At 75.5% G+C, this 26,702-nt stretch carries 22 protein-coding genes; 9 read left to right on the forward strand and 13 right to left on the reverse strand.

All coding sequences use genetic code 11. From position 1 onward, the window contains the following. Positions 1 to 5: 5 nt before the first annotated feature. The 3 genes from C569_RS0102290 to C569_RS0102305 all read right to left on the reverse strand — a co-directional run bounded on the left by C569_RS0102290 (position 6) and on the right by C569_RS0102305 (position 3,967). Positions 6 to 2,747, reverse strand: a complete 2,742-nt coding sequence (locus tag C569_RS0102290) for an AAA family ATPase (RefSeq protein WP_018784209.1) — start codon at positions 2,745 to 2,747, stop codon at positions 6 to 8. 127 nt (positions 2,748 to 2,874) lie between these two features. Continuing rightward, positions 2,875 to 3,414: a hypothetical protein gene (locus C569_RS0102300; protein WP_018784210.1), complete on the reverse strand. Its 540-nt coding sequence runs from the start codon at positions 3,412 to 3,414 to the stop codon at positions 2,875 to 2,877. Positions 3,415 to 3,424: 10 nt separating this feature from the next. Beyond that, positions 3,425 to 3,967, reverse strand: coding sequence for a hypothetical protein (locus C569_RS0102305; RefSeq protein WP_018784211.1), 543 nt, complete (start codon positions 3,965 to 3,967; stop codon positions 3,425 to 3,427). 209 nt (positions 3,968 to 4,176) lie between these two features. On the opposite strand from C569_RS0102305, the gene C569_RS0102310 reads away from it, so the two are divergent. Beyond that, positions 4,177 to 5,106, forward strand: coding sequence for a diacylglycerol kinase family protein (locus C569_RS0102310; RefSeq protein ID WP_018784212.1), 930 nt, complete (start codon positions 4,177 to 4,179; stop codon positions 5,104 to 5,106). Positions 5,107 to 5,110: 4 nt separating this feature from the next. On the opposite strand, the gene C569_RS0102315 is transcribed toward C569_RS0102310, so the two are convergent. Next, entirely contained in the window at positions 5,111 to 5,371 is a 261-nt protein-coding gene (locus C569_RS0102315) for a hypothetical protein (RefSeq protein WP_018784213.1), read from the reverse strand. A gap of 10 nt (positions 5,372 to 5,381) precedes the next feature. Next, positions 5,382 to 5,780 carry a DUF2267 domain-containing protein gene (locus C569_RS0102320; RefSeq protein ID WP_026267603.1) on the reverse strand — a complete coding sequence of 133 codons (399 nt, stop codon included), beginning with the start codon at positions 5,778 to 5,780 and terminating at the stop codon, positions 5,382 to 5,384. A 258-nt stretch (positions 5,781 to 6,038) separates the two neighbouring features. Between C569_RS0102320 and C569_RS0102325 the strand changes: the two genes are divergently transcribed. Then, on the forward strand, positions 6,039 to 6,752 hold the full coding sequence (locus C569_RS0102325) for an RraA family protein (RefSeq protein WP_018784215.1): 714 nt from the start codon (positions 6,039 to 6,041) through the stop codon (positions 6,750 to 6,752). Positions 6,753 to 6,757: 5 nt separating this feature from the next. Here the strand turns inward: C569_RS0102325 and C569_RS0102330 are convergent, their stop codons facing one another. The 6 genes from C569_RS0102330 to C569_RS0102355 form a co-directional block, all read right to left on the reverse strand. Then, entirely contained in the window at positions 6,758 to 7,384 is a 627-nt protein-coding gene (locus C569_RS0102330) for a response regulator transcription factor (RefSeq protein ID WP_018784216.1), read from the reverse strand. Then, entirely contained in the window at positions 7,381 to 8,598 is a 1,218-nt protein-coding gene (locus tag C569_RS0102335) for a sensor histidine kinase (protein WP_018784217.1), read from the reverse strand. The genes C569_RS0102330 and C569_RS0102335 overlap by 4 nt, the downstream gene beginning before the upstream one ends. A 113-nt stretch (positions 8,599 to 8,711) precedes the next feature. Then, positions 8,712 to 9,644, reverse strand: a complete 933-nt coding sequence (locus tag C569_RS0102340) for a hypothetical protein (protein WP_018784218.1) — start codon at positions 9,642 to 9,644, stop codon at positions 8,712 to 8,714. 105 nt (positions 9,645 to 9,749) lie between these two features. Further along, entirely contained in the window at positions 9,750 to 10,937 is a 1,188-nt protein-coding gene (dinB, locus tag C569_RS0102345; RefSeq protein WP_018784219.1) for a DNA polymerase IV, read from the reverse strand. 94 nt (positions 10,938 to 11,031) lie between these two features. After that, the gene (locus tag C569_RS0102350) at positions 11,032 to 14,217 is read right to left on the reverse strand and encodes a penicillin acylase family protein (RefSeq protein ID WP_018784220.1); all 3,186 of its coding nucleotides are present in this window, start codon (positions 14,215 to 14,217) and stop codon (positions 11,032 to 11,034) included. A 260-nt stretch (positions 14,218 to 14,477) separates the two neighbouring features. After that, positions 14,478 to 15,611, reverse strand: coding sequence for an N-acetylmuramoyl-L-alanine amidase (locus tag C569_RS0102355; RefSeq protein WP_018784221.1), 1,134 nt, complete (start codon positions 15,609 to 15,611; stop codon positions 14,478 to 14,480). Positions 15,612 to 15,960: 349 nt separating this feature from the next. Between C569_RS0102355 and C569_RS0102360 the strand changes: the two genes are divergently transcribed. The 7 genes from C569_RS0102360 to C569_RS0102395 all read left to right on the forward strand — a co-directional run bounded on the left by C569_RS0102360 (position 15,961) and on the right by C569_RS0102395 (position 25,602). Further along, on the forward strand, positions 15,961 to 17,748 hold the full coding sequence (locus tag C569_RS0102360; protein ID WP_018784222.1) for a hypothetical protein: 1,788 nt from the start codon (positions 15,961 to 15,963) through the stop codon (positions 17,746 to 17,748). A gap of 204 nt (positions 17,749 to 17,952) precedes the next feature. Then, positions 17,953 to 19,602: a serine/threonine-protein kinase gene (locus C569_RS0102370; RefSeq protein ID WP_018784224.1), complete on the forward strand. Its 1,650-nt coding sequence runs from the start codon at positions 17,953 to 17,955 to the stop codon at positions 19,600 to 19,602. Between the two features lie 54 nt (positions 19,603 to 19,656). Next, on the forward strand, positions 19,657 to 20,664 hold the full coding sequence (locus C569_RS0102375) for a hypothetical protein (RefSeq protein WP_018784225.1): 1,008 nt from the start codon (positions 19,657 to 19,659) through the stop codon (positions 20,662 to 20,664). A 73-nt stretch (positions 20,665 to 20,737) separates the two neighbouring features. After that, positions 20,738 to 21,781, forward strand: coding sequence for a hypothetical protein (locus C569_RS0102380; RefSeq protein ID WP_026267604.1), 1,044 nt, complete (start codon positions 20,738 to 20,740; stop codon positions 21,779 to 21,781). 205 nt (positions 21,782 to 21,986) lie between these two features. Continuing rightward, on the forward strand, positions 21,987 to 23,183 hold the full coding sequence (locus tag C569_RS0102385; protein ID WP_026267605.1) for an MFS transporter: 1,197 nt from the start codon (positions 21,987 to 21,989) through the stop codon (positions 23,181 to 23,183). 78 nt (positions 23,184 to 23,261) lie between these two features. Further along, a complete protein-coding gene (locus C569_RS0102390; RefSeq protein WP_026267606.1) occupies positions 23,262 to 25,124 on the forward strand; it encodes a transketolase in 1,863 nt (620 codons plus the stop codon). 91 nt (positions 25,125 to 25,215) lie between these two features. Next, the gene (locus C569_RS0102395) at positions 25,216 to 25,602 is read left to right on the forward strand and encodes a DUF2267 domain-containing protein (protein WP_018784229.1); all 387 of its coding nucleotides are present in this window, start codon (positions 25,216 to 25,218) and stop codon (positions 25,600 to 25,602) included. Positions 25,603 to 25,721: 119 nt separating this feature from the next. Here C569_RS0102395 and C569_RS0102400 read toward each other — a convergent pair whose 3' ends face one another. Continuing rightward, complete coding sequence (locus C569_RS0102400; RefSeq protein ID WP_018784230.1) at positions 25,722 to 25,949, reverse strand: VOC family protein; 228 nt, start codon at positions 25,947 to 25,949, stop codon at positions 25,722 to 25,724. Further along, complete coding sequence (locus tag C569_RS0102405) at positions 25,946 to 26,644, reverse strand: hypothetical protein (RefSeq protein ID WP_036344969.1); 699 nt, start codon at positions 26,642 to 26,644, stop codon at positions 25,946 to 25,948. Before C569_RS0102405 ends, C569_RS0102400 begins: the two co-directional genes overlap by 4 nt. Positions 26,645 to 26,702: the final 58 nt, after the last annotated feature.

Below are 26,702 nucleotides of genomic sequence, written 5' to 3' on the forward strand. Positions count from 1 at the left end.
GCGACTCAGTCGCCCGGCGGCCGGCCCATCGCCGCGCCCAGCTCGGCACGGCTGGCGATGCCCAGCTTGCGGTAGACCCGGGCCAGGTTGGCCTCCACCGTCTTCGGGCTGATGTAGAGCGCGTCGGCGATGAGCCGGTTGGTCTGGCCCCGCGCGGCGAGCCGGGCGACCCGCTCCTCGGTCGCGGTGAGCGTCGTCGGTGCCGGGGTGCGGGCGCCGATGCGGCCCAGCTCCGCCCGCGCCCGGTCGGCGAACGCGGACGCGCCGAGTGCGTCGAACTCGGCCACCGCCGCGTCGAGCGCCGCCCGCGCCTCCCGGCGTCGCCGCACCCGCCGGTACGCGCGGCCGGCGGCGAGCAGGCAGCGGGCCCGGTCCAGCGGCAGCACCGCCTCCGGCACCGCGGCCCGGGCCTGCGTCAGCGCGTCCAGCGCCGCGCTCGGATCCGCACCGGTCGCGCCGGCCAGCAGGACCCGGCTGCGGGCCAGCCCGAGCGTCGTCCACGGTCGTGGCAGCCGGCTGTGGCGCCGGGCCAGCCGGTCCAGCGCGGCGTGCGCGGTGTCCAGGTCACCGGCGCCCACGCACGCCTCGATCCAGTCCGGCTCGAAGCGCTGCCCGAGCGGTTCGGCGATGCCCGACCCGTCCAGATCGGCGGCGAGCGCGCCGAACGCCGTCGCGGCGGTGGCCCACTCCCCGGACGCCAGCGCCACCAGCCCGGTGAGCTGGTGGTGCAGTCGCCGGCTCCACGTGTCGGCGAGGTCGTCGTCGCGGCGCAGCCCGGCTGCGGCGGCGCCCGCCTGCGCCAACCGGCCCCGGTGCGCGTCGAGCACACCGCCCAGCCAGCTCTCGCCCACCAGCCCGGTACCCAGCTGCTCACCCAGGTCACGGGCGGCGGCGATGTGCGAACCGGCCTCGGCGAAGCGCCCCGCCAGCAGTTCCGTCTCGCCGAGATGGGTCAGCACCTCGTGCCGCAGCGGGTCGTCGCCCCGTGCCACCGCCAGGTCCAGCATCAGGTGCAGCCGGGCCCGCGCCCGGTCGTGGTCGTCGACCGACTTCCACCAGATCGCCGGCACCGAACCGGCCAGGAAGGACGGCTCGCCGTCCTCCAGCGCCAGCGCCCGGTCCAGCAGTTCCGTGGGCGCCGGGCCGCCGGCGCGTACCTCGTTGAAGAACAGCAGCAGCAGCGCGGCGGTCAGCAGCGGGCGGTGCTCGTCGCGGCCGGACAGGCGGGCGATCGCGGCGCGCGCGTGCCGGCGGGCCGGCTCCGGCTGGTCGTGGAACATGGTCAGGTGGGTGTGGATCCGCCCGGCCAGGTCGCCGTCCGGCCCAGCGGCGGCGAGCGCCTGCTCGGCGACCCGGACGGCGGTGACCAGGTCGTCGACGCACCACGCGACGAGCGCGCGCAACAGCAGCGCCTCGCCCCGCTCGGCGCCGGTCAGCTCGTCGGCCGCCGCCGCGGCGGCCCGCCCGGCCGCCGCGTAGTCGCCGCTGTCGATGCGGCACTGCACCGCGTCGAGGCGGCGCCGGTTCCGGTCGGCGGCCGACGACGGCGGGGTCAGCTCGGCCGCCCGGGCGTACCAGTCGGCGGCGAGCGCCGATGCGCCGCGCATCCGCTGCCGGGCCGCCGCGGCGGCCAGATCGGCGGCGACGGCGACGTCCGGCGCCACAGTGCACCGGGACAGGTGCCGGGCCCGCTCGTCCGGGTCGGCGACCGCACCGGCGAGCAGCGCGTGCAATTGCCGCCGGGCCCCCGGCGGGATGCTCTCGCGCACCGCCGCCGCGTACCGCGGGTGCGCGAAGTCGATCCGGCTCGGCGTGACCACGACCAGCCCGGCGTCCTCGGCCGCGTCCAGCGCTCCGGCCGGCGCACCCGCCGCTGCCAGGTCCCGCAGCGTCGGCACGGACAGCAGCGCGGCCAGCCGCACCGCGTCCCGGCTCGGACCGGGCAGCGCCCGCAGGGTCTCCGCGAGCAGCAGGCGCAGCGACGACGGTACGGGCAGGTCCTCGTCGTGCGCGGGCGGGCGCGGCAGCCGCAGCACCGCGCGGGCCAGTTCGATGGCCAGCAGCGGATTGCCGTCGGCGTCGCGGGCCAGCCGGTCGGTGAGCGGACGGCTGAGCGTGCCGCCGAGCCGGGCGGCGAGGACGCGGTGCAGGTCGGGCGGAGTGAGCGGGGGTACGGCGGCGCGCAGCAGCGCGGGCCGCCCGGCCGGGTCGTCGTCGAGCCCGAGCGGCACCGGCACCGGGGGGCTGTCCCCGGTGCGGTGGGTGGCCAGGACGGCGGGCCACCGGGTCAGCCGGCGCAGCGCGAACCGCAGCGCCCGGGCGCTCGGCGGGTCCAGCCACTGCGGATCGTCGACCGCGAGCAGCACCCGGGGCGCGTCGGTGACCGCCGCGTCGAGCAGCGTACGGGTGGCCGCGCCCACCGCCCGCTCGTCCACCGCGCCGTCGTGCTCGCCGGTCAGCAGCACCATGTCGGCGGCGACCCGTTGCGGCGCGGGCAGCCCCGGTAGCGCGTCGGCCAGCGGGCGGAGCACGTCGGCGAGTGCCGCGTACGGCAGCGCGGTCTCGGCCTCGGTGGGCGCGGCGGACAGCACCCGCCAGCCGGTGCGCCCGGCGTGGGCGACCACTGCCCGCCAGAGCGCGGTCTTGCCGATGCCGCTCGGACCGTCGAGCAGCACCGGCGTACCGGAGGTCAGGGCACGCCACACCCGCTCGACGACCGCGTCGCGGCCGACCAGTGCGGCGTCCATGGCGGGATGGTGGCACAGCCGCGCCCGCGAACCCAGCGTCGGCGCGGCCTGGCCCCGAAGCTGTCCGCATGTCGAGACGGCGGGATCACCTCCTGGTGCGGTAGACGCCGGCCACGCACCGGCCGCCTCACATCCGGCCGGCGACGGTACGGGCGAGCCGTTCCAGCGGCGCCCGGTTCTCCTGCGGGTCGTTGAGCCGCACCAGCCGCACCGCCACCCACAACTCGCCCTTGCGCAGGAAGAACGTCTCCGCGGTGAGCAGTGCCTCGTCGGCCGTCCCGGCCAGCTCACGGATCTCGTGCCCGAGTTGCCGTTCGATGTCGAGGTACTTCTTGGCGCCGTCGCCCACGAACACCTCGACCTGAGCGGTGGGCCCGCTCGTCGGTCCGGTGTAGGTGCACGACCGGTCGGAAACCACCGGTTCCTGCAGCGCGGTGCCGGCGAGGCGTTCCGCGTCGGCCTTCGGCACCAGCGCGCACGCCTGCGGGGCGGCGGCGTCGTCCACCGGTTCGGTGCTCGCCAGCGCCTCCCCGGTCGGCTCCGCGACCGGCGCGCTCGCGCCCGGGGCGGCGCCACCGGCAGCCGGCGGTTCGTCGCCGCCGCAGCCGGCCGAGGCGGTGAGCAGGGCCGCGGCCAGCGTGAGCGCGATCAGTCCACGGGTTCGCATGCCCGCCCCCTCAGCCCGGAATCGCGTCGAGCGTACGGCGGAGGATCTGCTCGTTGCCGGCGGTGCCGCCGCCGAAGCTGCTGATGGTGACGGTGTACGCGCCCTTGCCGTCGATCAGCACCGCTTCGCCGCTGATGTCCTTGACCGCGAGGTAGCTCCGCTCGCCCCGGTCCAGGTCGACGACCTTCTCGTACTGCTTGCCGGCCTGCTCGTGCTGGTAGTCGTAGGTCGTCACGCCGGCCTCCGCCGACGCGGTGGTGACGGTCAGGCTGGCCACTCCCTTGCCGTCGCCGAACGCGCAGTTCCCGTCGTCCCGCATGCTCTGCCCGACGATCTCCGACACCTGAGCGGCGGTGAACGGGCAGGGCGGGCGGACCCCGGCGAGCGTACCGGCGTCCGCGTCCCCGTCCCCGGCGACATCGGCCGGTGCGGAGTCCGGCGGACCTGCGTCGCCGCCGTCGCACCCGGCCGGGGCGAGCAGGGCGAGCAGCAGCAGGGGCAGCGCCAGCCGGGCGCGGCCGGTCCGGGACGGTGTGAGCGCGTCAGATGCCATGTGATCGACGCTAGGCATGTCGTCACCGCCCGTAATCGGGGGTTTCCCTATGCGGTGACCTTGCGGACGGACGGATACGGCCGGCCCAGCGGGCGCAGCGCGCCGATGCCGAACCGACCGGCGCCGCACGGTGCGGTCCACCACCGGGCCGCACCGCTGCCGACGCGGTGGCCCGGTCCCTCCGGGTGCCGCCGGATAGGGTCGCATCCGTGCGGACCAAGCAGGAACTGTCGACGGCGATCCGGGAACGACGGCGGGCGGTGCTCGTGGTCAACGCCCACTCCCGGCGCGGCCGGCGGCTCTACGACACCGTCCACGCACGCCTGCGGGCCGCCGGTTTCGCGCTGCTCGGCGCGTACCCGGCGGACCGGCCGGGAGAGCTGGACCGGGTCCTCGCCGAGGCCGCCGACCTGGGGCCGGACCTGCTGGTCACCGGCGGTGGCGACGGCACGGTCGGTGCGGCGGCCCGGCTGCTCGCCCACCGGGACATCGCGATGGGCCTACTGCCGCTGGGCACCACAAACAACTTCGCCCGCACCGTCGGGGTCCCGCTCGACCTGGACGCCGCGATCGCGGTGCTCACCGGCGGCAAGGTGATCGACGTCGACCTGGGCCTGATCGGCGACACCCGGTTCACCAACCACGTCGGGGTCGGCCTGTCCGCCGACATCATGCAGGCCGCGCCGCCCGGGCTGAAGCGGGTCGTCGGGCGGCTCGCGTACCCGCTGACCGGGCTGGGGCTGCTGGCCCGCCACCGGCCGCTGGCCGTGACGGTCCGCGCCGAGGGCCGCGAGCACACGTTCACCACGCATCAGGTGTACGTGGCCAACGGCGGCTTCCACGCCGGCCGGCCCATCACCGCCGACGCCACCGCCGACGACCGGCTGCTGGTCGCGTACCCGGTGGGTGGGCCGACCCGTCGCGGGCTGCTGCGCGAGACGGCGCGCAACGCGGCGGCCGGCCACCGCCGTACGCTCGGCGACGAGCCGTTCCTGGCGGTACGCCAGCTGTGGCTGGACACCGACCGGCCGGCCCGCATCGAGGTCGACGGCGAGCCGTACGGGCGGACGCCGGTCCGCATCGGCCTGGACCCGAACGCGTTGCGGCTGATGGCGCCCGCGGGCAGCCCGGACCACTGACCGGTCAGGCCCAGTGCTCCTCGTCCGGCAGCGGGATCTCGGTGTTCTGCTCCACCGCGTCGGCGGCGGTCAGGTCGTCACGCACCGACTCGCCCAGCCCGGCCCGGTCGCTCGGCGGGCGCAGCACGCCCTGCTCGGCCAGGTCCGCCTCGCTCGCCTCGGGCACCGCCGTGCCGACCGTGTCGGGTCCGCCGACGAGCGTCTCGTCCTGCCGCTGCTCCTGGGCGTCGGCCTCGGGCGGGCGGCGCAGCGCGTCCTCGCTCATCGCGTCCCCGTCACGCCGTGCGCCGCACGTACGGCGCGCTCTGGTCGGCCACGTCGCCGTACTCGGCCGGGAGCTGCCCGACGACCTGCGCGTAGGCGGCCGGGTCGACCGCGTCGCGCAGCACGTCGAACACCGCCGTGATCCCGTCCCGGGCGGCGTCCACGTCGACGTCGGCGCGTCCGCTCACCCGCTCCACGAACACGTCGAGCCCGAACGGCTCGGCGTCCTCGGCCGGGCCGAACGCGTACGCCCGCAGCGCCTCCGGCAGCCGGTCGGCGAGGTCGCGCGCCTCCCCGCCGTCGATGCGCTCGGCCAGCGTGGTGAACGTCGCCCGGGTGATCGCGGTGGCCTGCTCCGCGGACGCGCCGCACCGCTGGGCCACCGCGCCGATGAACTGATCCTGGTCCATCTCGCCGCCTTCCTCCGCCGGGATCGCGGGATTCCCACCCTCGACCTCCGCAAACGGGCCGCGCACCGCCCGGCACGGCGCGGGGCTCGACCCGCCGGCCCCGAGCCGGGTAACCGCCGTCATGACCGACCGTCGCGCCGACACCGTCCGCTCGACCGGACGGCCGAGCGGTCGCCGTCCGGCCCGGCCGACCGCCGCAGGCCACCGGACGCCGACTGGCACCTGCCCGGGGCCGGGTCGGCTGGTTAGCGTCGGCGCATGGACATCCGTCAGGACGCGCCGGCCGCGCGTTTCGCCGCGCTGACCACCGCCCACGTCGCCGACGCCTGCCTGCGCGCCGGCGTCCCCGTCCGCTGCGCCCCCGCCGCCGTCGTCCCGGTGCTGCCCGGGCGGCGCCTGGCCGGCCGGGTCCGCCCGGCCCGGCACGCCGGCAGCGTGGACGTCTTCCTGGAGGCGATCGAGCAGGCCACCGAGGGGGACGTGCTCGTCGTCGACGACGGCGGGCGCACCGACCGGGCCTGCGTCGGCGACCTGGTGGTGCTGGAGGCGCGGGCCGCCGGCCTGGCCGGACTGGTGGTGTGGGGCGCGCACCGCGACACCGCCGACCTGGTCGCGGTCGGGCTGCCCGTGTTCAGCCTCGGCGCCACCCCGAGCGGGCCGCTGGAGCTGGACCCGCGCCCGGCCGGGGCGCTGGAGCACGCCCGGGTCGGACCGCTCACCGTCGGTCCGCGGGATGTGGCGCTGGCCGACGACGACGGCGTGCTGTTCGTACCCGCCGACCGGGCCGGGGAGCTGTTCGACCTGGCCGAGTCCATCCGGGACACCGAGCGGCGGCAGGCCGACCGGATCCGGGCCGGCGATTCGCTGCGCGCGCAGGTCGGGTTCGGCGCGTACCTGGCGGCCCGGGAGGCGGACCCGGCGCTGACGTTCCGGGCGCACCTGCGGGCGGTGGGCGGCGCGATCGAGGAGTGACCCGGTCAGCCGCCGCGCGCCCACAGCGCCAGGCGTACCCGGTTGGCGCTGCCGGTCTTGGTCATCAGGCTGGTGATGTGCGTCTTCACCGTGGTCACCCCGATGTGCAGGCGGTCGGCGATCTCGGTGTTCGACAGCCCGTCGGCGACCAGGTCCAGCACGTCCCGCTCGCGGGCGGTCAGGCCGGCCGTACGCCGGGGCGCGCCGGCGCGGGCGTGCACCGCGCGCTCGACCAGCCGGCGCAGGACGTCGGGACTGAACGGGCTGTCGCCGGCGGCGGCACGGCGGACGCCCGCGAGCAGGTCGGCCGGGGGCGCGTCCTTGAGCAGGAACCCGCAGGCGCCCGCGGTCAGCGCGGGGTAGAGGTGGTCGTCGTCGCCGAACGTGGTGAGCGCCATGATCCGGGTGGCCGGCCGGTCGGCGAGGATCCGGCTGGTTGCGGTGATCCCGTCGACACCGGGCATCCGCAGGTCCATCACCACCACGTCGGGGCGTAGCCGGGCGGCGAGGGCGACCGCGTCCCTGCCGTTGTCGGCCTCGCCGACGACCTCGAGGTCGGGCTGGGCGTCGCAGAGCATCCGCAGACCGGCCCGGATGAGGTGCTGGTCGTCGACCAGCAGCACCCGGATCACGCCGGCTCCGGCATCCCGGCGCGGGGCCGGGGCGGGTGCGGGGCGGGCCCCGCCCCGGGCAGCACGGTCCGTACCCGCCAGCCGGACCCGGTGGGCCCGGCCTCCAGCCGCCCGCCGAGCACCTCGACCCGTTCCCGCATCCCGACGATGCCGTGACCGCCGCCGGTGGGCACCCCGGCCGGCGCGGCGCCCCGCCCGTCGTCGGTCACCGCCCAGTGCACCGCGCCGTCCTCGACCGACACGGTCAGCCGAGCCCGGGCCGCCGCGCCCGCGTGTTTCGCCACGTTCGTCAACGCCTCCTGGGTCAGTCGCAGCACCGCCTGGCCGCGTACCGCGTCGAGCGTGCCGACCGCGGGGTCGACGTCGGCCTCCACCACGACGCCCGCCTGCCGGGCGCGGTCGACCGCCGCGCCGAGCGCGGCCGGCAGCGCCGACGGGTCGATCGCGGTCAGGGCGGCGTCACCGCGTACGCCGTCCGGGCCGCGCAGCACCGCCACCAGCCGCCGCAGGTCGGTCAGCGCGGCCGTGCCGGTGGCGTGCACGTCGTCGAACACCTCACCGACCCGGGGATCCAGGTCCGGCAGCACGTGCCGGGCCACGCCGACCCGCAGCACCATCGACGCGACGTGGTGCGCGAGCACGTCGTGCAGTTCCCGGGCGATGGCGCCGCGCTCGTCGGCACGGGCCGCCCGGTCTTCCGACTCGCGCCGGCGCCGTTCCGCCTCGGCCCGCTCCTGCGCCTGGCGCCCGAGTTCCCGGGTGGTCCGCACGACCAGCCCGAGCAGCAGCGGCAGCCCGACGGTGACGGCCGGTCCGAACAGGCCGGTCAACACGGTACGGACCGGTGCGCCGATCAGGCCGGTCAGGTCGACGGCGGCCAGCAGCCCGGCACCGAGCCAGATCGTGCGGGGCCGGGTGGCGCGCATGGTCAGCTCCAGCAGCGCCCAGCTCGCACCGACCTGGTTGATCGTCTCGTCGTCGACCAGGACGAGCGCGGCGACCAGCAGGGCCGACTGGAGCAGCAGGTTCACCAGCGGCCGGCGGTGGCACAGCAGCGCCAGGAGGAACGCCGGGACCGCCAGTGCCCACTGCGTACCGGTGGCGGCCGGGCCGCCGTGCGCGCCGAAGACCAGGTAGCCGATGCCGCTGAGGTCCAGCAGCAGGATCCGCGCGAACGTGTCGCGCGCGTCGAACAGCCGGCCGGCCCACCTCACCGCGCCAGCCTAGGCAACCGCTGCGGCGGGGGCCACCGTGTCCACCGGCCGCCGCCATCCGACCGGCGGTCCGCTGTGGACCGCCGGGCCGACCCGGCCGGGGACCGTGGCGCTCATCCGAACAGCACCACACCGGTACGCCGGCTGCGGCGGGCCAGCACCGACGTGGTGGCCGTCGCCGTGGCCACCACCAGCACCCCCGCCGCGGCGAGCGTGCGCGCGTCCGGTGCGAGCAGTGGCTGGCCGCGCAGCGCCTGCCCGGTCAGCAGCAGCGTCAGTCCCGCGTACGCGACGCCGCCGACGAGCACCAGCCGGGCCCGGGTCAGCTCGTCCAGCCGCGCGCCGAGGAACCGGTCGAGCAGGATCGCCAGCAGCGGCAGCGCCTGCAACGCGTGCATCCCGACGAAGTGCCCGACGCGCAGGTCGCCGCCGGTGGTGCTCCAGCCGAGCAGCGGCAGCCCCGGGCCGCCGTCGGGGACGCCGACGCTGTGCGCGCCGTTGATCCCGGCGGGCGCGCCGGCCGGGCGCTGCGCCACCATCGGGAACGCGACGAGCATGCCGAGCAGGGACACGGCGAGACCGAGCCGGACCGCGTATCCGCCGGCCCGGTCCGGAAGCGACCGGCGGGCCAGCACGACCGCCAGCACGAACTGGGCCGCGAACAGCACGGTGATCGCCACGCCCATCACGTTGAACAGCACCGCGTCCAGCGTGGTGGTGCCGTTGAAGTGGCTCGTGGTGCCGCGGAGCACCTGACCCACGATGACGGCCATCTCCACCACGGACACGGCCACGATCACGGTGGCCGCCCGCTCGGCCGCCCGGCTGCGGCGGGGCAGCAGGGACAGCATCCAGGCCAGCGTGACGCCGTAGAGCACGAACGAGATCGCGAACTTCAGCGGCTTGAGCCAGATCGGCGCGCCGGTGAGCACGCGCGGGTCGGCCACGACACCGATCGCGGCGACGACGGTGAGCACCGCCATCGCGGACACGAGGAGCATCAGGGGGCGGTGCCATCCGGCCGCCCGGTTCCGCAGGGTAGTCATGCCTGTAGATGCTCGTGACGGGCCGGGCCGGTCGCGCCCGCCCGCAGGCCGCACCCGCGGCCACGGGTCGGAGTCCGTCTCCTACCCGGGGAGGAGGCCGGCCGGTCAGTCCGGCAGCCGGGGCATCTCGACGCCCGGGTCGCGGCCGAGCAGCACGCCGCGGGTCAGCGCCCGGGATCCGAAGCGGTCCCGCACCGCGTCGACGGCGGCGTCCAGCGCCGGGCCCGGTTCGGCGGCGAACGGCAGGGTGAGCTGGGTGTGCCCGCTGCCGAGGTTGCCCACCGAGACGCCGAGCAGCGTGACGCCACGTTCGGCGATCAGCGGCAGCGCGGCGCGCAGCAGGTCCCCGGCGGCGGCCCGCAGCGGCCCGGTCTGCGCGGTCGGCTCGTCGAGCGTGTGCGACCGGGTGGCCCGGGTGTAGTCGGCGAAGCGCAGCCGCAGCGTCACCGTTCGGCCGGTGCGCCGGGCGGCCCGTATCCGCCCGGTGACCCGGTCGACCAGCCCGGCCAGCACCGCGTCCAGGTCGCCGGGGGAGTGCGGCCCGCGTCCCAGCGCGTGCTGCGCGCCCATCGAGGAACGGCGGCGGCCCACCTGCACCGCCCGGGGGTCGCGGTTGTGGGCCAGGGCGTGCAGGTGCCGCCCGGCGCCCCCGCCCAGCAGCGACACCAGGGCCGGCTCGTCCAGCCGGGCCACCTGCCCGACGGTACGGAGGCCGCGCTCGCGCAGCCGGGCGGCGGTGACCGGGCCGACGCCCCACAGCCGCTCGACCGGCAGCGGGTGCAGGAACGCCAGTTCCCGTTCCGGCTCCACCACCAGCAGCCCGTCCGGCTTGGCCACGCCGCTTGCCACCTTCGCGAGGAACTTCGTCCGGGCCACCCCGACGGTGATCGGCAGGCCGACCTCGCGGCGTACCCGCTCCCGCAGCGCGGCCGCGACGGCGGTCGGCGCCCCGGCGAGCCGCCGCAGCCCGCCCACGTCGAGGAACGCCTCGTCGATGCTGAGCCCTTCGACGAGCGGGGTGGTGTGCCGGAAGATCTCGAACACCGCCCGGCTGGCGGCCGTGTACGCGGCCATCCGGGGCGGCACCACCAGCGCGTCCGGGCAGAGGCGCCGCGCCTGCCGGCCGCCCATCGCGCTGCGCACGCCCCGGGCCTTGGCCTCGTAGCTGCACGCGAGCACCACGCCGCCGCCGACGATCACCGGCCGGCCGCGTAGCCGGGGGTCGTCGCGTTGCTCGACCGAGGCGTAGAACGCGTCCAGGTCGGCGTGCAGGATGGTGACCTCGCTCGACACCGCGTCATCATCGCACAGGTGTTCGAAAGAGCGCGGCTGACCTGCCCGGACAGGCGGCCGGCCAGCGGGGCGCCCGCCGGCCGGCCGCCTGTGGTCACCGTCCGTAGACCTCGAACTCGTAGAGCGAGAAGCCGTACGAGGTGGCCCGCTTGACGCCGTACATCCGCACGTAGCGGGCGCTGACCGGGGCGAACGTCACGTTGTCGACGCCGCCGTTGCCGGTGGTGGTGCTGAACACCGGCTGCCAGGAGTTGCCGTCACCGGAGACCTCGACCCGGTAGCCGGTGGCGTAGGCGGCCTCCCACCGCAGCACCGCCCGGCTGATGGTCCGGGCCGAACCGAGGTCCACCCGCAGCCACTGGTTGTCGCTGTAGCGGCTGGCCCACCGGGTGCCGAGACTGCCGTCCACCGCCTTGGCCGGGGTGTAGCTGGTCAGGAACTGGGTGCTGGACGCTGTGGCGGTACGGCCCTGCGCCAGGTTGGTCACCGTGTCGCCCCGGCGCGCCGGGAACGAGACGACCTGCTGGTAGGTGGGCCGGTTCTGCCAGGCGATCAGCGGCTGGGTGATGCCGCCGAGCCCGGACTGGACGATCGAGTCGGCGCACCACTGGTCGCCGGCCCCGCAGGACGAGTCGCCCGGGTAGACGGTGGTGGCGGACGCCGCCGCGGCCTGGCCGAGCGTGTCGAGCAGCGCCTGCCGGCACGCGCCCAGGTTGCCGTTGCCGCAGTACGTGCGCCCGAGCCCGCCGGCCACCGGGTCGCCGAGCACGGCCCGCAGGTCCTTGTCGACGTAGCCCCACCAGCCGTACTGGAACGCCGAGCCCTTGTGCGCCTGCCCCTGCGACGCCCAGTTCACGGTGCCGTCGCGGGCACCGTTCTGGCCGCCCGAGGGCGCCTCGTTGACGTCGAGCGCGTCGACGAGCGCGGCGTACAGGTCGGAACCGAGCCCGGGGCGGAACTGCGCCGAGGCCAGCAGCGGCCACCAGGCGTCGAAGATTCGGATGGCCTCGGCGTGCTGGTAGACCTTCGAGCCGGGCGACGTCTCCACCCGCCGCGACCCGGCCTGCTGCCAGGCCCGCAGCTTGGTCACCGCGGCGGCGAGCGCCGGGTCGGTGACCGGCGTGCTGTCGAGCACCCGCAGCAGTTCGCCGAGCACCTGCTGCCCGCGCAGGTCGGTCACCGCCGCCTCGGCGGTGATCCGGACGATGTCGGCGCGGCCGACCTTGCGCGAGGCGATCGCGGCCTGCACCGGGCCGTCGAGCAACTGGCCCCGGTGCACCGCGCCGTAGCTGAAGTTTCCGTCGGCCGCGCCGAAGTCGCGCGCCTGCTTGTTGTTCCAGCTGACGTAGTAGTCCTGGTTGACCGACTGGGGGTGGGCCGACGCCGGGGTGTACGTGGCGTCGTTGGTGTCCGGGTTCCAGCCGGCCCACTCGTACGCCGGCTCCGCCTTCGCCGGCAGGTTCGGGTCGAGCCCGGACGGGCGGACCGGGTTGGAGCCGGAGTTGTAGTACGCCGCCTCGGTCGAGTTGACGTAGAACCAGTTGAACGCGTACCCGACGCCGGCCGCGGACGCCTGGAACGCCGCCGCGCTGCCCATCGCCGCCGGGTCGTTGTACGCCTGGAAGCCGATCGCCGAGTCGGCCTCGTGCCGGTAGGTGGAGCGCAGCTTGGTGAACGCGGTGGGCTGCCCGTTCACCAGCCCCCGGTAGGCCACCAGCCCGTACTTGGTGCGCAGCGAGCGCAGCGTGTACGCGCCGGCCGGGGTGGAGTCGGCGAGCGTCGGCGACCAGGAGTTGCGCTTCTCCAGCACCTCCATCGCGACGCACTGGCCACGGTAGAGGTAGCGGTTGGAGCGCAGCGTCGGCGCGCTGCCGTCGGTGGTGCACAGCGGCACCGCGTACGTGTCGGTCAGGTCCTGGTTGGCGGAGGTGGCGCTCCACGCGTAGTCCTGGCCGCGGCCGAGCAGCACGTAGAGGTTCAGCCCGGCGAACGCGGCGCCGCGGGCGCTGATCCCCGGCCCCTGGAGTTCCTGGAGCATGAGCAGCTGCGGCGCGAAGTAGCCGGTCTGCGGGCCGAACACGGCCACCGGATTGCCGCTTGTGGTGTGCCGGCCGGAGACCACCACCGCGTTCGACATGCCCTGCGCACGCAGGTTCGACAGGCCGCCGAGCAGGTCCTTGGTGGCGGCGCTGCTGCCGGTGCGGGCGGCGGCCCCGCCGGTGGCGTCGTACGCCAGCGGCTCGGCGACCACGGTGCCGGCGTCGGGTAGCACCGCGCTGGTGGCGCCGGGTGGTGTCGCGCCGTACGGGAAGCTCTGCCCGTCGTGCAGCGTCAGCACTGTCTCCGGGTCGTTCTGCGACCGGAACGCCGTCCAGACCCGGTCGCCCTCGGTCGGGCCGTACTTGGCCCGGGCGGCCACCCGGACCAGCGCGGACTGCATCTCGCTGCCGCCGCCCCCGCCGAACAGCCCGCCGATGACGCCGGCGGTGGCGATCAGGTCGGTCATGGTGAAGTGCCTGGGCTTGCCGGCGCCGGTGAGGACGTACTCGCCGGGGTAGTTGTCGTCGGCGATCGACTTGTCGATGTAGGCGTTGATGCCGGCGATGTAGTCGGCGACGTCGGTGTGGAGCTGCTGACCCCGGGTGCCCTTGAGGCGCAGCGCGTCCACCTGGGCCTGGAGGTCGGCCTCGGAGTACGGCGAGTTGGCCCAGATGCTCTGCTCCAGCTCCCGGTTGCCCGGCGCACCGCCCGCGAACGAGGTGAGCGTGCCGCGTCCGGCGTGCCGCAGCAGGTCCATCACCCAGAGCCGGTCCTGGGCTCCGGCGTACCCGGCGCCGAACATGGTGCCGGCGCGGGTGGTGCCGGTGACGTGCGGGACGCCGGTGGCCCTGTCCCGGACGATGGTGACGTCCGCGCGCGGCGAGATCCTGCTCTCGACCTGCGCGTCGGGGACGCCGAACGAGGCGTCGTTGTAGAAGTGGGCGATCTGCTCGTCGGTCAGGCCGGCGTAGTTGTAGACCAGGTTGGCGTACTCGTCGAGCTGGTCGCTGGAGTGCGCCGGGCGGGTGCCGAGCGCCTGGTGGGCGAGGATGGCGACGAGTGTGGCGTTGCCGTTCTGCCCCGGGGGCAGGATGTCGGCGCACTGGCCGAGGCAGTAGTCGTCGGGGGTGAACGTGGTGGCGGCGAGCGCCGGTGACGGCGGGACGACGGTCAGGACGCTCGCGGTGAGGGCGGCGGCGGTGAGCGCCGCGAGGCGGGCGCGGACGGGGGGTCGTGGCATGGCGATCCTCCGGGGACGCGGAGTAGGGCCGTTCGGTACGCCCGGCTGACGGCGTCTCGGCCTCCGCGCCCGGGCGTCCTGCCCGGAGGTGAGAATGACTCATATCTATCTCCGGGCAATGATCGGCGCACCGCCGCCGTCCGGGATAGCCGTCGTTCACCAGTCGTCAATGCCGACGTTTCGTCTTGTTCCATCCCGCAACGACGAGGTGGGGGTGGCGCCGTTGCTACCCCCACCGCTCTCTCCCCGCCGGTGCGCCGTCAGTGCTTGCGGAACGACTCGCGCACCACACCCCCCACCAGCGCGCACCAGGTGGTCGTGCTGATCTTGCCGGTGGGCGGTAGTCCGTGCAGGCGCTGGAGGTCCTTCACCGCCGTACGGGTGGCGTGGTCGTACTCGCCGGTGGCGGTGACCTCGGCGTATCCCTTGGAGGCGAGCATGGACTGCGCCGCGGCCACCGGGATCCCGCTGGACTTCTGGTCCAGCTCCGGAGCCAGGGTCTCCCAGGTCGGCGCCGTGAGCGTGGCGTCGACGTCGACCGGAATGCCGTTGCGCGCCTGCCAGTCCTGCACCGCCGCGACGGTGGCCGCGTCGAACACGCCGGTGGCCGGCACGGTGTAGCCGCGGAACGTGAGCAGCTCCTGGGCGACCCGGACCACCGGGCCGCCGACGAAGCGCCAGATGTCCGGCCAGCGGCGGGCCGGCACGTCGCCCAGCTTGGTGCCGAGCTTGTGGCACACGGCCCGGCGCAGCGCCGGGAACTCCCGGTAGAACATCGCGCCGGGGCAGAGCGTGGCGCGGAAGTCCCAGTGACCGAAGATGTCGTGCGCGTGCAGTCCGTACTGCCGGCAGATCGCGGTGCAGAGCCGGACCAGCCCGTCGAGCAGTTCCTCCGGCGGCGTCTCGGTGACGTAGGTGCCCTCGTTCTCGATGCCGATGGCCCGCCCGTTCTCGCCCGGGCAGTGCGCGGCGACCATCTGCCGGTCGCCTTCGCGCAGCCGGTCCAGGCTGCCGTGCCGTCCCTCCAGGACGTGACCGCCGCGGCTCACCGTGAAGTGCTGCCCGGTGTCGGACCAGCCGTTGCCGTCCATGTGCAGGTCCTGGCAGTCGCGGGCGAGCTGCTTGGCGTGCTCCTCGGAGTAGTCGGTGACGTTCGGGAACGCCATGTGGTGCACGATGATCTTGTTGGTCGGGATCGCACTGACCGACAGCGGGTCGGCCGGTGGGCGGGCGGCCCACTCGTCGCAGGCGATGATCCAGTCGAGGTCCGCGCCCGGCGCGGCCCGCGCGGCGGCCGGTAGGGCGAGCTCGCTGCCGACGACCGCGACCGCGGCGGCGCCGAGGCCGGCCCGCAGCAGCGTACGGCGGTCCAGCTCGGGGTGGTCGAAGTGCATCTCGCCTCCTCGGTGGCCCGACCGGCGCCGGGCGGTGTAAAGGAAATGCAACGACTGAGCGCGTGGTGGAGAATATTGCCAAGCCTGGGTGGTGCGCCAGAGGACAAAAGCGACGTTCGCTGCCGTTGAACCGGCCGCGCCTGCCGCCGGAGTAGGCGATCTCCGGTCCGCTGACCGGGACGGACCATGGTCGTCCGCGGTCCGCCGTGGCCGCCGGACCGGAGCCGTCGCCGGCCCGACCGGCACCGATCCGGCGGCCGGGCCGGGCGCCCGCTCGCCGCCCGGACGGCGGTGCCCCCGCGCCGGCCGCCCACCCGTACGCTGGCCGGGGCGGAACGGGGGGAATGACATGGCGAGTCGCGGACGGCTGGACCGGCGCAGCGTGCTCGTGGCCGCGGGCGGCCTGGCGGTCGCCGGGATCGGCGTGCCGGTCGGGCTGGCCGCCACGAACGACCGGCCGCCGCCCCCGCCGCGCGGCCGGCGGCCGGTCAGCATGGCGATGCACCTGCACGCCTCGTTCAGCGAGGGCGTGGCCAGCTACGCCGCCCATCTCGACCAGGCCCGCCGCAACGGCGTCGACGTGCTCTGGTGGACCGACCACGACTTCCGGGTCGCCGCCCACGACCACCGCCGGGTCGTCCACTTCGACGGCCCCGAGGAACGCGAGGGCGGCCTGGCCTGGACCTGGGAGCCGGCCACCGAGGGACGACTGTCCACCTCGGGCGCCGACTTCGTGGACGCGCCGGACGCCCCCGACGGTCCGGGCCGCGCGCTGCGGCTCACCGCCGCCGGTTCCGGCACCCTCTGGTACGCGGGCAAGGCGTGGAACTGGACGCACACCGCCAACATCTCCGACACGACACTGCACCTCGACGTACGCCCGGAAGCGGCGGGCCGGGACGCCACGCTCACCGTGGAGGTGGCGCTGTCGCACCACCCGGCCGGGCCCGGCCGGCCCGCCGGACAGCTCGTGCTGCGCTACCGCCTCGGCGGCGTGGACACGGTCCGGCACACGGTGGACGGCCGGCACGGCACCGTCGAGACGCCCGCCCCGGCGGGTGCCTGGCGGCGGCACACGTTCGACCTGCTCGCCGACGTTCGGCGGCTCTGGCCCGGCATCGTCGCCGGGGACAACTCGCTGCGCGGGCTGCGCCTCGGCGTGACCGCGGCACGGGGCGGGCGCGGCGCGTACCTGGTGGACCGGCTCGTCTTCGACCGCGCCCGCCGCGCCGGCCAGGCGGGCGAGGAGCTGCGCGCCGAGGTGCTGCGCGGCTACGACGGCGCGTACCCCGGCGTCACCCACCACCGCGCGTACGAGGTGTCCATGGTGCGGCACCTCAACTGGTTCGGCGGCGACGGCACGCTGCCGCGCTTCCCGTCCCCGCCGTACCGGGACAACGACGTCGACGCCACCGAGAAGATGGTGGAGTTCCTGCACGCGCACGGCGGGGTGGTGTGCTGGAACCACCCGCTGGACGTGGAGCGCCGCGAGTCACTGGCCCGGCTGCTGGTGAGCCGCGACGCGCTCGGCGTCGACCTGATCGAGATCGGACGCCGGCCGGTCGAGGACCACCTCTGGGCGTACGACGTGGCGGCCCGTAACGCGATCCCGCTCACCGCCGTCGGGGTCACCGACGACCACGACGGCACCGACTGGCGGGCCGGCCGGGACCGGAACGTCACATCGGTGTGGGCGGCCTCGACCGGCCGGGACGACCTGGTCGCGGCGCTGCGCGCCGGTCAGGCGTGGTTCGCCGACCTGGCCGGCTACCGGGGTGCGCTGGACCTGGAACTGGGTGGCCGCAGCGCCATGGGTGCGCTCGCCGTCCTTGCCGAGGACACCGTCACGGTGCGGTTGCGCGCCACCGACCTGCCGGCCGGGGCCACGCTGGAGACGGTCACCGGCGAGGTCGACCGGGCCGGTGTCGCGGACCCGACACCGGCGGTCCGGGTCGGGCCGGTCGCCTGGCGGCAGTTGCGGCAGGGCTGGTGCGACCTGCCGGTGCGCGTCGGCTCCGGCACGTACGTGCGCACCCAGGTCCGTGACCGCGACGGCGAGATCGTCGGCGCGAGCAACCCCCTCTGGCTGCTCCGCAACCCCCCACCGGCAGGAATCCCCGCACCCCGCCGCTTCTGACCCGCGGTTGCCGGGGTCTGGTACTCGTGACGGTGTGTCCGATACCGACGACCTGCCGTGCGACGCCGCGCCGCGCGGCCGACCGGACGCCGACCGGCGTCCGGAAACAGCCGTTGCGGCGATGGCCGGTGCCCGCGCCTCGGTGAGAATGACGAGCGAGGCGGAGTCCGACATCCGCCCGTGGGACGCCGTGGAGTCTGTCGCATGAGCGGCTGGGAACTGTCCGGATACACCCCCGTCCGCCGGCTCGGCGCCGGCGCGTCGGGCAGCGTCGTGCTCGCCGTCCACGATGCGACCGGCACTCCGGTCGCGATCAAGTACCTGGTCCGCGACCTGGGCGAGGACTCCGCGTTCCGGACCGCGTTCCGCACCGAGGCCCGGCTGCTCGGCGAGATCGACGACCCGCACGTCAGCCGCCTCTACGAGTACGTGGAGAGCCCGCACGGCGCGGCCATCGTGATGGAACTGGTCGACGGCGTCTCCCTGCGCCAGATGCTGCGGGAACACGGCCCGACCACGCCCGAGGCCGCGCTCTGCGTCCTCAAGGGCTCGCTCGCGGGCCTGGCCGCCGCACACGCCCACGGTGTCGTGCACCGCGACTACAAGCCGGAGAACGTGCTGGTCACCGGCTCCGGGCTGAGCAAGCTCGCCGACTTCGGCATCGCCATGCCGATCGGTCAGGGCTCCGACACCACGGTGTCCGGCACGCCCCGCTACATGGCCCCCGAGCAGTGGACCGGCGCCCCGGCTGCCGCGGCGTGCGACGTCTACGCCGCCACCGCCACGTTCTTCGAGTGCCTCACCGGCCGGCCCCCGTACCAGGGACCGGACCTGCTCTCCCTGCGCGACCAGCACGCCAGCGCGCCGATCCCCGCCGAGGCGGCGCCCCCGCCGGTGCACGAACTGCTGCGCCACGGCATGGCCAAACGCCCCGACGAGCGTCCGCCGTCCGCCGAGGCGTTCCTGGACCTGCTGGAACGGGTCGCCGGCAGCGGCTACGGCAGCGACTGGGAGCAACGAGGCCTGGGCGAACTGGCCCGGCGGGCGGCGCTGCTCGCCGCGCTGTGGCCGTTCCCGGACCGGGCCGAGGGCGGCACCGCTGTCGCCCACACCGCGCTGGGCACCACCACCGGCCGGAGCGGACGGTTCCGCAGCGGGCGCACCCGTACCGCGCTCACCGCCGGTGCGCTGGTCGCCGCCGTCCTGGCCGGGGGCGCCGGCTACAGCTACGCCGCCCACGACGGCACGTCCGCCGCGGGCCCCACCGGTCCGGCGAGTGCCGCGCCCGCCACCACCGGCGCACCCACACCGGAGCCGACCGGCGCCGAGTCGCCGAGCCCGTCGCCGACGCCCGTCCCGTCCACCGCGTCCGCCGCACCACCACCTCCCGCGCCGCCGGCCACCCCCGGCCCGACCGGGACGCCGGCCCGTACCGGCACGCCCGCCCCCAGCGCTACGCCCGCCCCCAGCGCCTCGCGCACCACCAGCCCGCCACCACCGGACGTGACCGCGCCGGTCGTGGACGGCGTACGTGCCGACCCGGGCGAGCTGGACCCGAAGGGCTGCCCGTACGGCGCCAAGACCGTCACCGTCACCGCCACCGTCACCGACGACCGCAGCGGCCCGGCCGCGCTCACCGTCACGTTCGGCTACACCGTGGATGGCGCCGCCGGCACGATCCGGATGGCCGCCGCCGGGCGGGGCGTGTTCACCGGCACGCTCGGCCCGCTGTCCACGCCCAAGCGCAGCGCCCGCATCCCCATCCGGGTCACCGCCGCCGACGCCGCCGGCAACACGACCACCTCGGCGTCACCGGTGTACGTGACGCTCTACCACGCCTGCACCCCCGGCTAGGAGTACGACAGTGCCCGCTGCCCCGCCCCGCAGCCCGTCCCCGGGACGATCGGCGTGACCCGCCCCGACGAGCCCACCGAGGCGCTGCCCACCCGCGCCCTGCCGATCACCGGCGACGCGGACGCCGCGGAGCCCACCGTCCACCTTGCCGGGGCGGCGGCCGACCGGCCACCCACCGCCGAACCCACGGTGCACCTGACGGCGATCCCCGGCGGGGACGACCACACCGCAGACCTCGCCGCCCCGGCCACGCCGACACCGTCCGACGCCGAGCCGACCGTGCACCTGCGCCCAGGCCGGGCAGCCGACACGGGGGAGGCGACGGCCCAGATGCGCCCGGCGCCGGCAGGTGCGACCGGACAGGCTGCCGTCCACCCGCGTGCGAGCGCAGAACCGCCCCTGCGCCCCGGCGCGGAACCGACCGCGTCGTGGCAGCCCACCGCCTCCTGGCAGCCCACCGGCGTACCGCATCCGGGCCGCGCCACCGGCACGGCGGCGACGGGCGCCGGGGCGTACCCGGATCGGACCGGCCACGCGCGGCCGGCGAGTGGCGTGCCGGCCCCGGGCGGTGAGCTGCGCTTCGGGCCGGGCGTGCCGGCGACGCCGCCGCCCGCGCCGCCCTGGCCCGCCACGCCTCCGATCCGCCGGCGTCCGGCCTGGCGTGGCGTCGTCTCGGTGCTGTCCGCGCTGCTCACCGTGGTGCTGCTGCTGGCCGTCGGCCTCTACCTGTGGCAGCGGCTGAGCCCGCTGGAGGTCGAGGGAGTCACCGTCGCGGTGTCCCGGCCCGCCGGTGTCGCCTGCGACGTGACAGTCGACGTGGTGGCCACCGTGCGCACCAACGGTCGCGGCGGGACGATCCGGTACCAGTGGTTCCGCTCGGACGCGCCGCCCGGCGCGGTGCTCACCGAACGGGTCGGCAACGGGCAGCGGACCGTCGCGCTCACGCTCAAGTGGACGTTCACCGGGACCGGGACGACCACCGGCATCGCCACCGTCAACATCGTCGGACCGACGACGGCGCAGGCCGGCACCCAGGTCGTCTACCGCTGCCCCGGAGGCTGACCGCGTTTCCCCGCACGCGCGTCCGGGTAGCCCCACCCGAACAAACCTGGACCACGTACGTGGAGGCCCTTCGATGAGAGACGATTTCGGGGACGCGGTGGGCGACGCGTTCCGTTCGGTGATGCTGTTCCTGCCCAAGGCGGTCGCGTTCGTCGCGATCCTGGTCGTCGGCTGGCTGATCGCCAAGGCCGTGCTGAAGCTCGTCGACAAGGTGCTGGAGCGGGTCCACTTCGACCGCGCCGTGGAGCGCGGCGGGATCAAGACCGCGCTGGCCCGCTCGAAGTACGACGCCAGTGACATCGTCGCGAAGCTGGCCTACTACGGGGTGCTGCTGGTCACGCTCCAGCTCGCGTTCGGCATCTGGGGCCCGAACCCCATCTCCGACCTGATCGCCGGCGTGATCGCCTGGCTGCCCCGGGCGTTCGTCGCGATCGTCATCGTGGTGGTCGCCGCGGCCATCGCCCGCGCGGTGAAGGACATCATCTCCAGTGCGCTCGGTGGCCTCTCGTACGGGCGGGTGCTGGCCAACCTCGCCTCGGTGTTCATCCTGGGCCTCGGCGTCATCGCCGCGCTCAACCAGATCGGCGTCGCCACCACCGTCACCACCCCGGTCCTGATCGCGGTGCTCGCCACCGTCGGCGGCATCCTGGTCGTCGGCGTCGGCGGCGGGCTGGTCCGGCCGATGCAGAGCCGCTGGGAGAACTGGCTGACCCGGGCCGAGGAGGAGTCGCGCACCATCGCCACGCACGCCCGTGCCTACCAGGCGGGCCGGCGTGACGTCGAGGCCCGCCTGTCGGCCAACGGCCCGTCCGGGGACTCCGAGCTGACCCAGCCGGTGAGCCGCGACGCCGAGGCGGACCGCACCCAGCCGGTCCCCGCGTATCCGGGCACCCGGCCGGCCCCGGCCGCCACCGGCGCGGACGCCACCGAGCCGGTGCCGTCGCAGGTGGGCGCGGAGGCGACGCAGCACATCCCGGCGTACCCGGACTCCGAGCGCACCCAGCCGGCCACGCCGCGCCAGCCGACCACGCCGCGCCAGCCGACCGCCGAGCAGGCCGCGGACAGCGAGGCCACCATGGTCATTCCGCAGGCCGACGTGGACAAGTTCCGCCGCTGACCCGACAGCGGAGACGAACCGGGGCGGGACCGCACGGTCCCGCCCCGAATTCGTGCCCTCCGCAGGGACCACCCGGGCGCCTCACGGCGGATAGGATCCCGGTATGACCTGGCGATGTTGATGCCTTCCTGAGCGACGAGGCCGCGGGCCGCCGCGGACGCCGAGCACTCCGACCGGTGTCCGTCACGTTCCGTGGGAAGGTTCCATGCTCGTCGCTCCCTCCCGCGTGCCCGCGACCCGCCGTCTGGCGGCGACGCTCTACGGGTACGCGTTCCTCACCGACCTCGTCCTGCTCTACCCGCTCTACGTGCTGCTGTTCGCCGACACCGGACTGTCGGTCGGGCAGATCTCCTCGCTGTTCGTGCTCTGGGCGGCCGCCGGCATCGTGCTGGAGGTGCCCTCCGGCGTGTGGGCCGACGCGGTGTCGCGCCGGCTGCTGCTCTGCCTGGCGCCGCTGCTGGCCGCCGTCGGGTTCGCGCTCTGGGTGCTGCTGCCGTCCTATCCGGCGTTCGCCGTGGGCTTCCTGCTCTGGGGCGCCGGTGGCGCGCTGCGCTCCGGCGCGCTGGAGGCGCTCGTCTTCACCGAGTTGGAACACCTCGGCGCAACCGGCCGGTACGCCCGGCTGATCGGCCGGACCCGCACCGCCGAGGTGCTGGGCGCGGTCGGGTCGGGGGTGCTCGCCGGGCCGGTGTTCGCGCTCGGCGGCTACCTCGCGGTCGGCGTGGCGAGCGTGGCGACCTGCCTGCTGGCGGCGGCCGTCGCGGCCCGCTTCCCGGAGCACCGCACACCGCCCGCAGCGCCTGTTCCGGGCGCGGGTGACGAGGAGCCCGGCTGGCTGGACAGCCTGCGCCTGGGCCTGCGCGAGGTGCGGGCCGACCGCCGCGTCCGCACCGCCGTGCTGCTGGTCGCGGCCGTCACCGCGATCTGGGGTGGGCTCGACGAGTACACCGGGCTGCTGGCCGCCGACACCGGGATGGCCGAGGTGGGCGTGCCGCTGCTGCTCCTGCTGGTGTGGGCCGGGATGACAGTGGGCGGACTGCTCGCGCCGCTGGGCGAGCGGCTGTCCCACCGGGGGTACGCCGGTCTGCTGGTGTTCGCGGCGGCGGCGACGGCGGCCGGGGCGCTGCTGCGGCACCCGGCGGGCTTCCTGCTGCTGGCGGCGGCGTTCGCCGCGTTCCAGCTGGCCACCGTGCTCGCCGACGTGCGGCTCCAGGCCCGGATCGCCGGGCCGTCCCGGGCCACCGTCACGTCGCTGGCCGGGATGGCCACCGACCTGACCATCGTCGCCTTCTACGGCGGGTACGGGCTGCTCGCCGGCGCGGTGGGTAATCCGGCGGCCTTCGCGGTCGCGGTGCTGCCGTACCTGCTGGTGGCGCTCTGGCTCGTCACCGGTCGGGCATGAATAGCCAGAAAAGGGACCAATGGTCGCGTTCGCGGTTAGCGTGGGTCCGGAAATCGGCGAGCCCGGGAGACGATCGCGGTGACGTTGGAAGCAGAGCGCACATTGCGCGACGAGGATCTGACCGGGCTGGCGGAGCTGGCCGCCCAACTGCGGGTGGACGCGATCCGGTGCAGCACGACGGCCGGCTCCGGGCACCCCACGTCCAGCCTCTCCGCCGCCGACCTGCTCGCCGTGCTCGTCGCCCGGCACCTGCGCTACGACTGGTCCTACCCGGACAACCCCGGCAACGACCACCTGATCTTCTCCAAGGGGCACGCCTCCCCGCTGCTGTACGCGGTGTTCCGCGCCACCGGCGCGATCAGCGAGCAGGAGCTGCTGGAGACGTACCGGCGATCCGGCTCGCGCCTCCAGGGCCACCCCACACCGGCGCTGCCCTGGGTGGACGTGGCCACCGGCTCGCTCGGGCAGGGCCTGCCGGTCGGCGTCGGGGTGGCACTGGCCGCCCAGCACCTCGACCGGTCGCCCGCCCACGTCTGGGTGCTCTGCGGCGACAGCGAGACCGCGGAGGGATCGGTGTGGGAGGCGCTGGACAAGGCGGGCCACTACGGGCTGCGTAACCTCACCACGATCGTGGACGTCAACCGGTTCGGCCAGCGCGGCCCCACCGAGCTGGAGTGGGACCTGGACACCTACCGGCGGCGGGTGGAGGCGTTCGGTTGCCGAGCGATCGTGGTCGACGGCCACGACCCGGGCGCCGTCGACGAGGCGTACGGGCAGGCGCGCGACGCCGCCGGGCCGACCGTGGTGCTGGCCCGCACGGTCAAGGGCAAGGGCGTACCCGAGGTGGAGAACGACCCGGCCTGGCACGGCAAGCCGTTCGACCCGGAACTGGCCGAGCGCGCCGTACGCGCGCTCGGCGGCCCCCGGCGCATCCGGGTCGCCGGACCGAAGCCACCGCCCGCGCCGCGCACCGCCCCGGCCGAGCACGGACAGCCGGAGCTGCCCCGGTACTCCCGCGGCGCGAAGGTCGCCACCCGGGACGCGTACGGCGACGCGCTGCGCGCCCTCGGCGCCGCCCGGCCCGACGTGGTCGCGCTCGACGGCGAGGTCAGCGACTCCACCCGGGCGGAGCGCTTCGCCACCGCGTATCCGGATCGGTTCTTCCAGATGTTCATCGCCGAGCAGCAGCTCGCCGCCGCGGCGGTGGGCATGGCGGTGCGCGGCTACCGACCGTTCGCGGCGACGTTCGCCGCGTTCTGGTCCCGGGCGTACGACTTCATCCGGATGGCCGGCGTGTCCCGCGCCGATATCGCGCTCGTCGGCTCGCACGCCGGGGTGGAGATCGGCCCGGACGGCCCGTCCCAGATGGGGCTGGAGGACATCGCCGCGCTGCGGGCGGTGCCCGGCTCCACGGTGCTCTGCCCGGCCGACGCGGTCTCCTGCGCGGCCCTGGTCGCCCAGATGCCCGACCACCCGGGCGTGACCTACCTGCGCACCACGCGCGGGAAGTACCCGGTGCTCTACGACGACACCGAGCCGTTCCCGATCGGCGGCAGCCGGATGGTGCGCGACGGCGGGGACGTCGCGCTGCTGGGCACCGGCGTGACGGTGCACCTGTGCCTCGCCGCCGCCGACGAACTGACCCGCGAGGGCATCGACGCCCGGGTGATCGACCTGTACTCGATAAAGCCGGTGGACCGGCGGCGGCTGGCCGAGGCCGTCGTGGAGACCGGCGGGCGGCTCGTCGTGGTCGAGGACCACTACCCGGAGGGCGGGCTGGGCTCGGCCGTGCTGGAGGCGCTCGCCGACCTGGGCGAACCGTCCCGGGTCAACCACCTGGCGGTACGCGGACTGCCCGGCTCCGGCACCCCCGCCCAGCAGCTCGACCGGGCCGGCATCGGCGTCGGCGCGATCGTCTCGGCGGCGCGGGCCCTGGCCTGAGCGTGTCCGCCCGGACCGGCGGCGCTCGCGGCGGTGTTTGCGGGGACCGGCGGCGGGTAGCCACGCTGCCGTTGCGACGGGAGGACCGACGATGGCCGAACCGGAGTTCTACGCGCGGGTGTCCGCCCGGGCCGGCGTGCCGCCGGACGACGCCCGCGCGCTCACCCAGGCGACGCTGCGCACCCTCGCCGAGCGGATCAGCGGCGGCGAGGCCGCCGAACTGTCCGCGCACGTCGCGCACGAGCTGCGTCCGCTGCTGGCGCGGCCCCGCACCGACGACCCCGAGGCATTCGGGTACGACGAGTTCCTGCGCCGGATCGCCGAGCGGGCCGGCGTCAGCCCGGCCGAGGCCGAGCGCGGTGCCCGCGCCGTGGTGCAGGCCCTGCACCGGGTGATCGGGCCGGCCGCGTTCCACCGCGCGCTGTCGCAACTGCCCGCGCGGATCGGCGAGCTGGCCCAGCCGGCACCACGCGGGTAGCGCCGGATCCCGCCTCCGCCGTAGGCGGGATCCCGCTCGGACCGCCCGCTCGGACCGCCCGCTCGGACCGCCCGCTCGGACCGCCCGCTCGGACCGCCCGCTCGGACCGCCCGCGTGGATCAGTCCGTCCGGTGCAGGAACGACCACTGGTGCGGCGAACGCGGTGAAGGCGGCGGGAGATGCAGGAGCAGGTGCGTGGTGGCGCCTAAGCCGAGCTGCGCGCTCCGCGCGCCCGGCGGCCGGGCGCCGGGACGCGGGAACGCCAGGACGAAGCCGAGGGCGGCGAAGAACGCCACCGCGGCGTCGAGGTCGCGTACCGGGAGGTTGACGGGGGTCGCTCCGCTCATCGGGCCGCCTCCCGCTCCAGCAGCGCCTTGAGCGCGCCCAACCGGTCCCGCCAGTACGCCTTGAGTCGCGCCGCCTCGTCGGCGTCGGCCAGCTTCTCGTGCAGCACGGCCACCCGTGACTTCGACGCACCCATCGGGGTCAGCCCGACGACGATCCGGCTGGGGCTGTTCGCCCAGTCCGCCCGGAACGTCTTCGGTGCCGTGGCGGTACGCACCCGCACCTCGACGCCGGGCAGCCACCGCCGTCGGGTCGCCGCGTCGGCGAACGCCTGGAACAGCGTCTGCACCGGCACGCCGACGGTCCGGCTGGCACCGGCCTCGAACCCGCCGCCCCGCCGCTGACCCGGCGCGCGCAGGCCGCGTGCCTGCTCGTAGCCGACCGTGACGGTCTGCGCCCACCAGCCCGGCACCCCGTGGGTGTCGACCAGCCAGCGGGCGATCTCGGCGTGGCTCCGGTCGACCGCGCCCCACGCGTCGAGCCGGTCGAACCAGTAGGCCCAGTCCTGCCCGGTCCGCTCGCGCAGCAACGCGTCGGAGATGCGGTCCTGCTGGGTCCGCCCACCGGTGGGGGCCACCGTCGGGGCCGGCGTGGTCTCGGCTCTGCCGAGCAACTGCCGGCGGGCGGTGGTGTAGCTCTCGCCGGTCTTGTCCATCCGGGTGCGTACCCGAGACTTGAAGGACCTCTGACGGGTCATCGCGCGCTCCCTGTCACGACCCGGTCGGGGAACCCACGCTTCCGGCGACCGTGCCGTG

Source organism: Micromonospora sp. CNB394, from assembly GCF_000374985.1.
Classification (GTDB): domain Bacteria; phylum Actinomycetota; class Actinomycetes; order Mycobacteriales; family Micromonosporaceae; genus Micromonospora; species Micromonospora marina.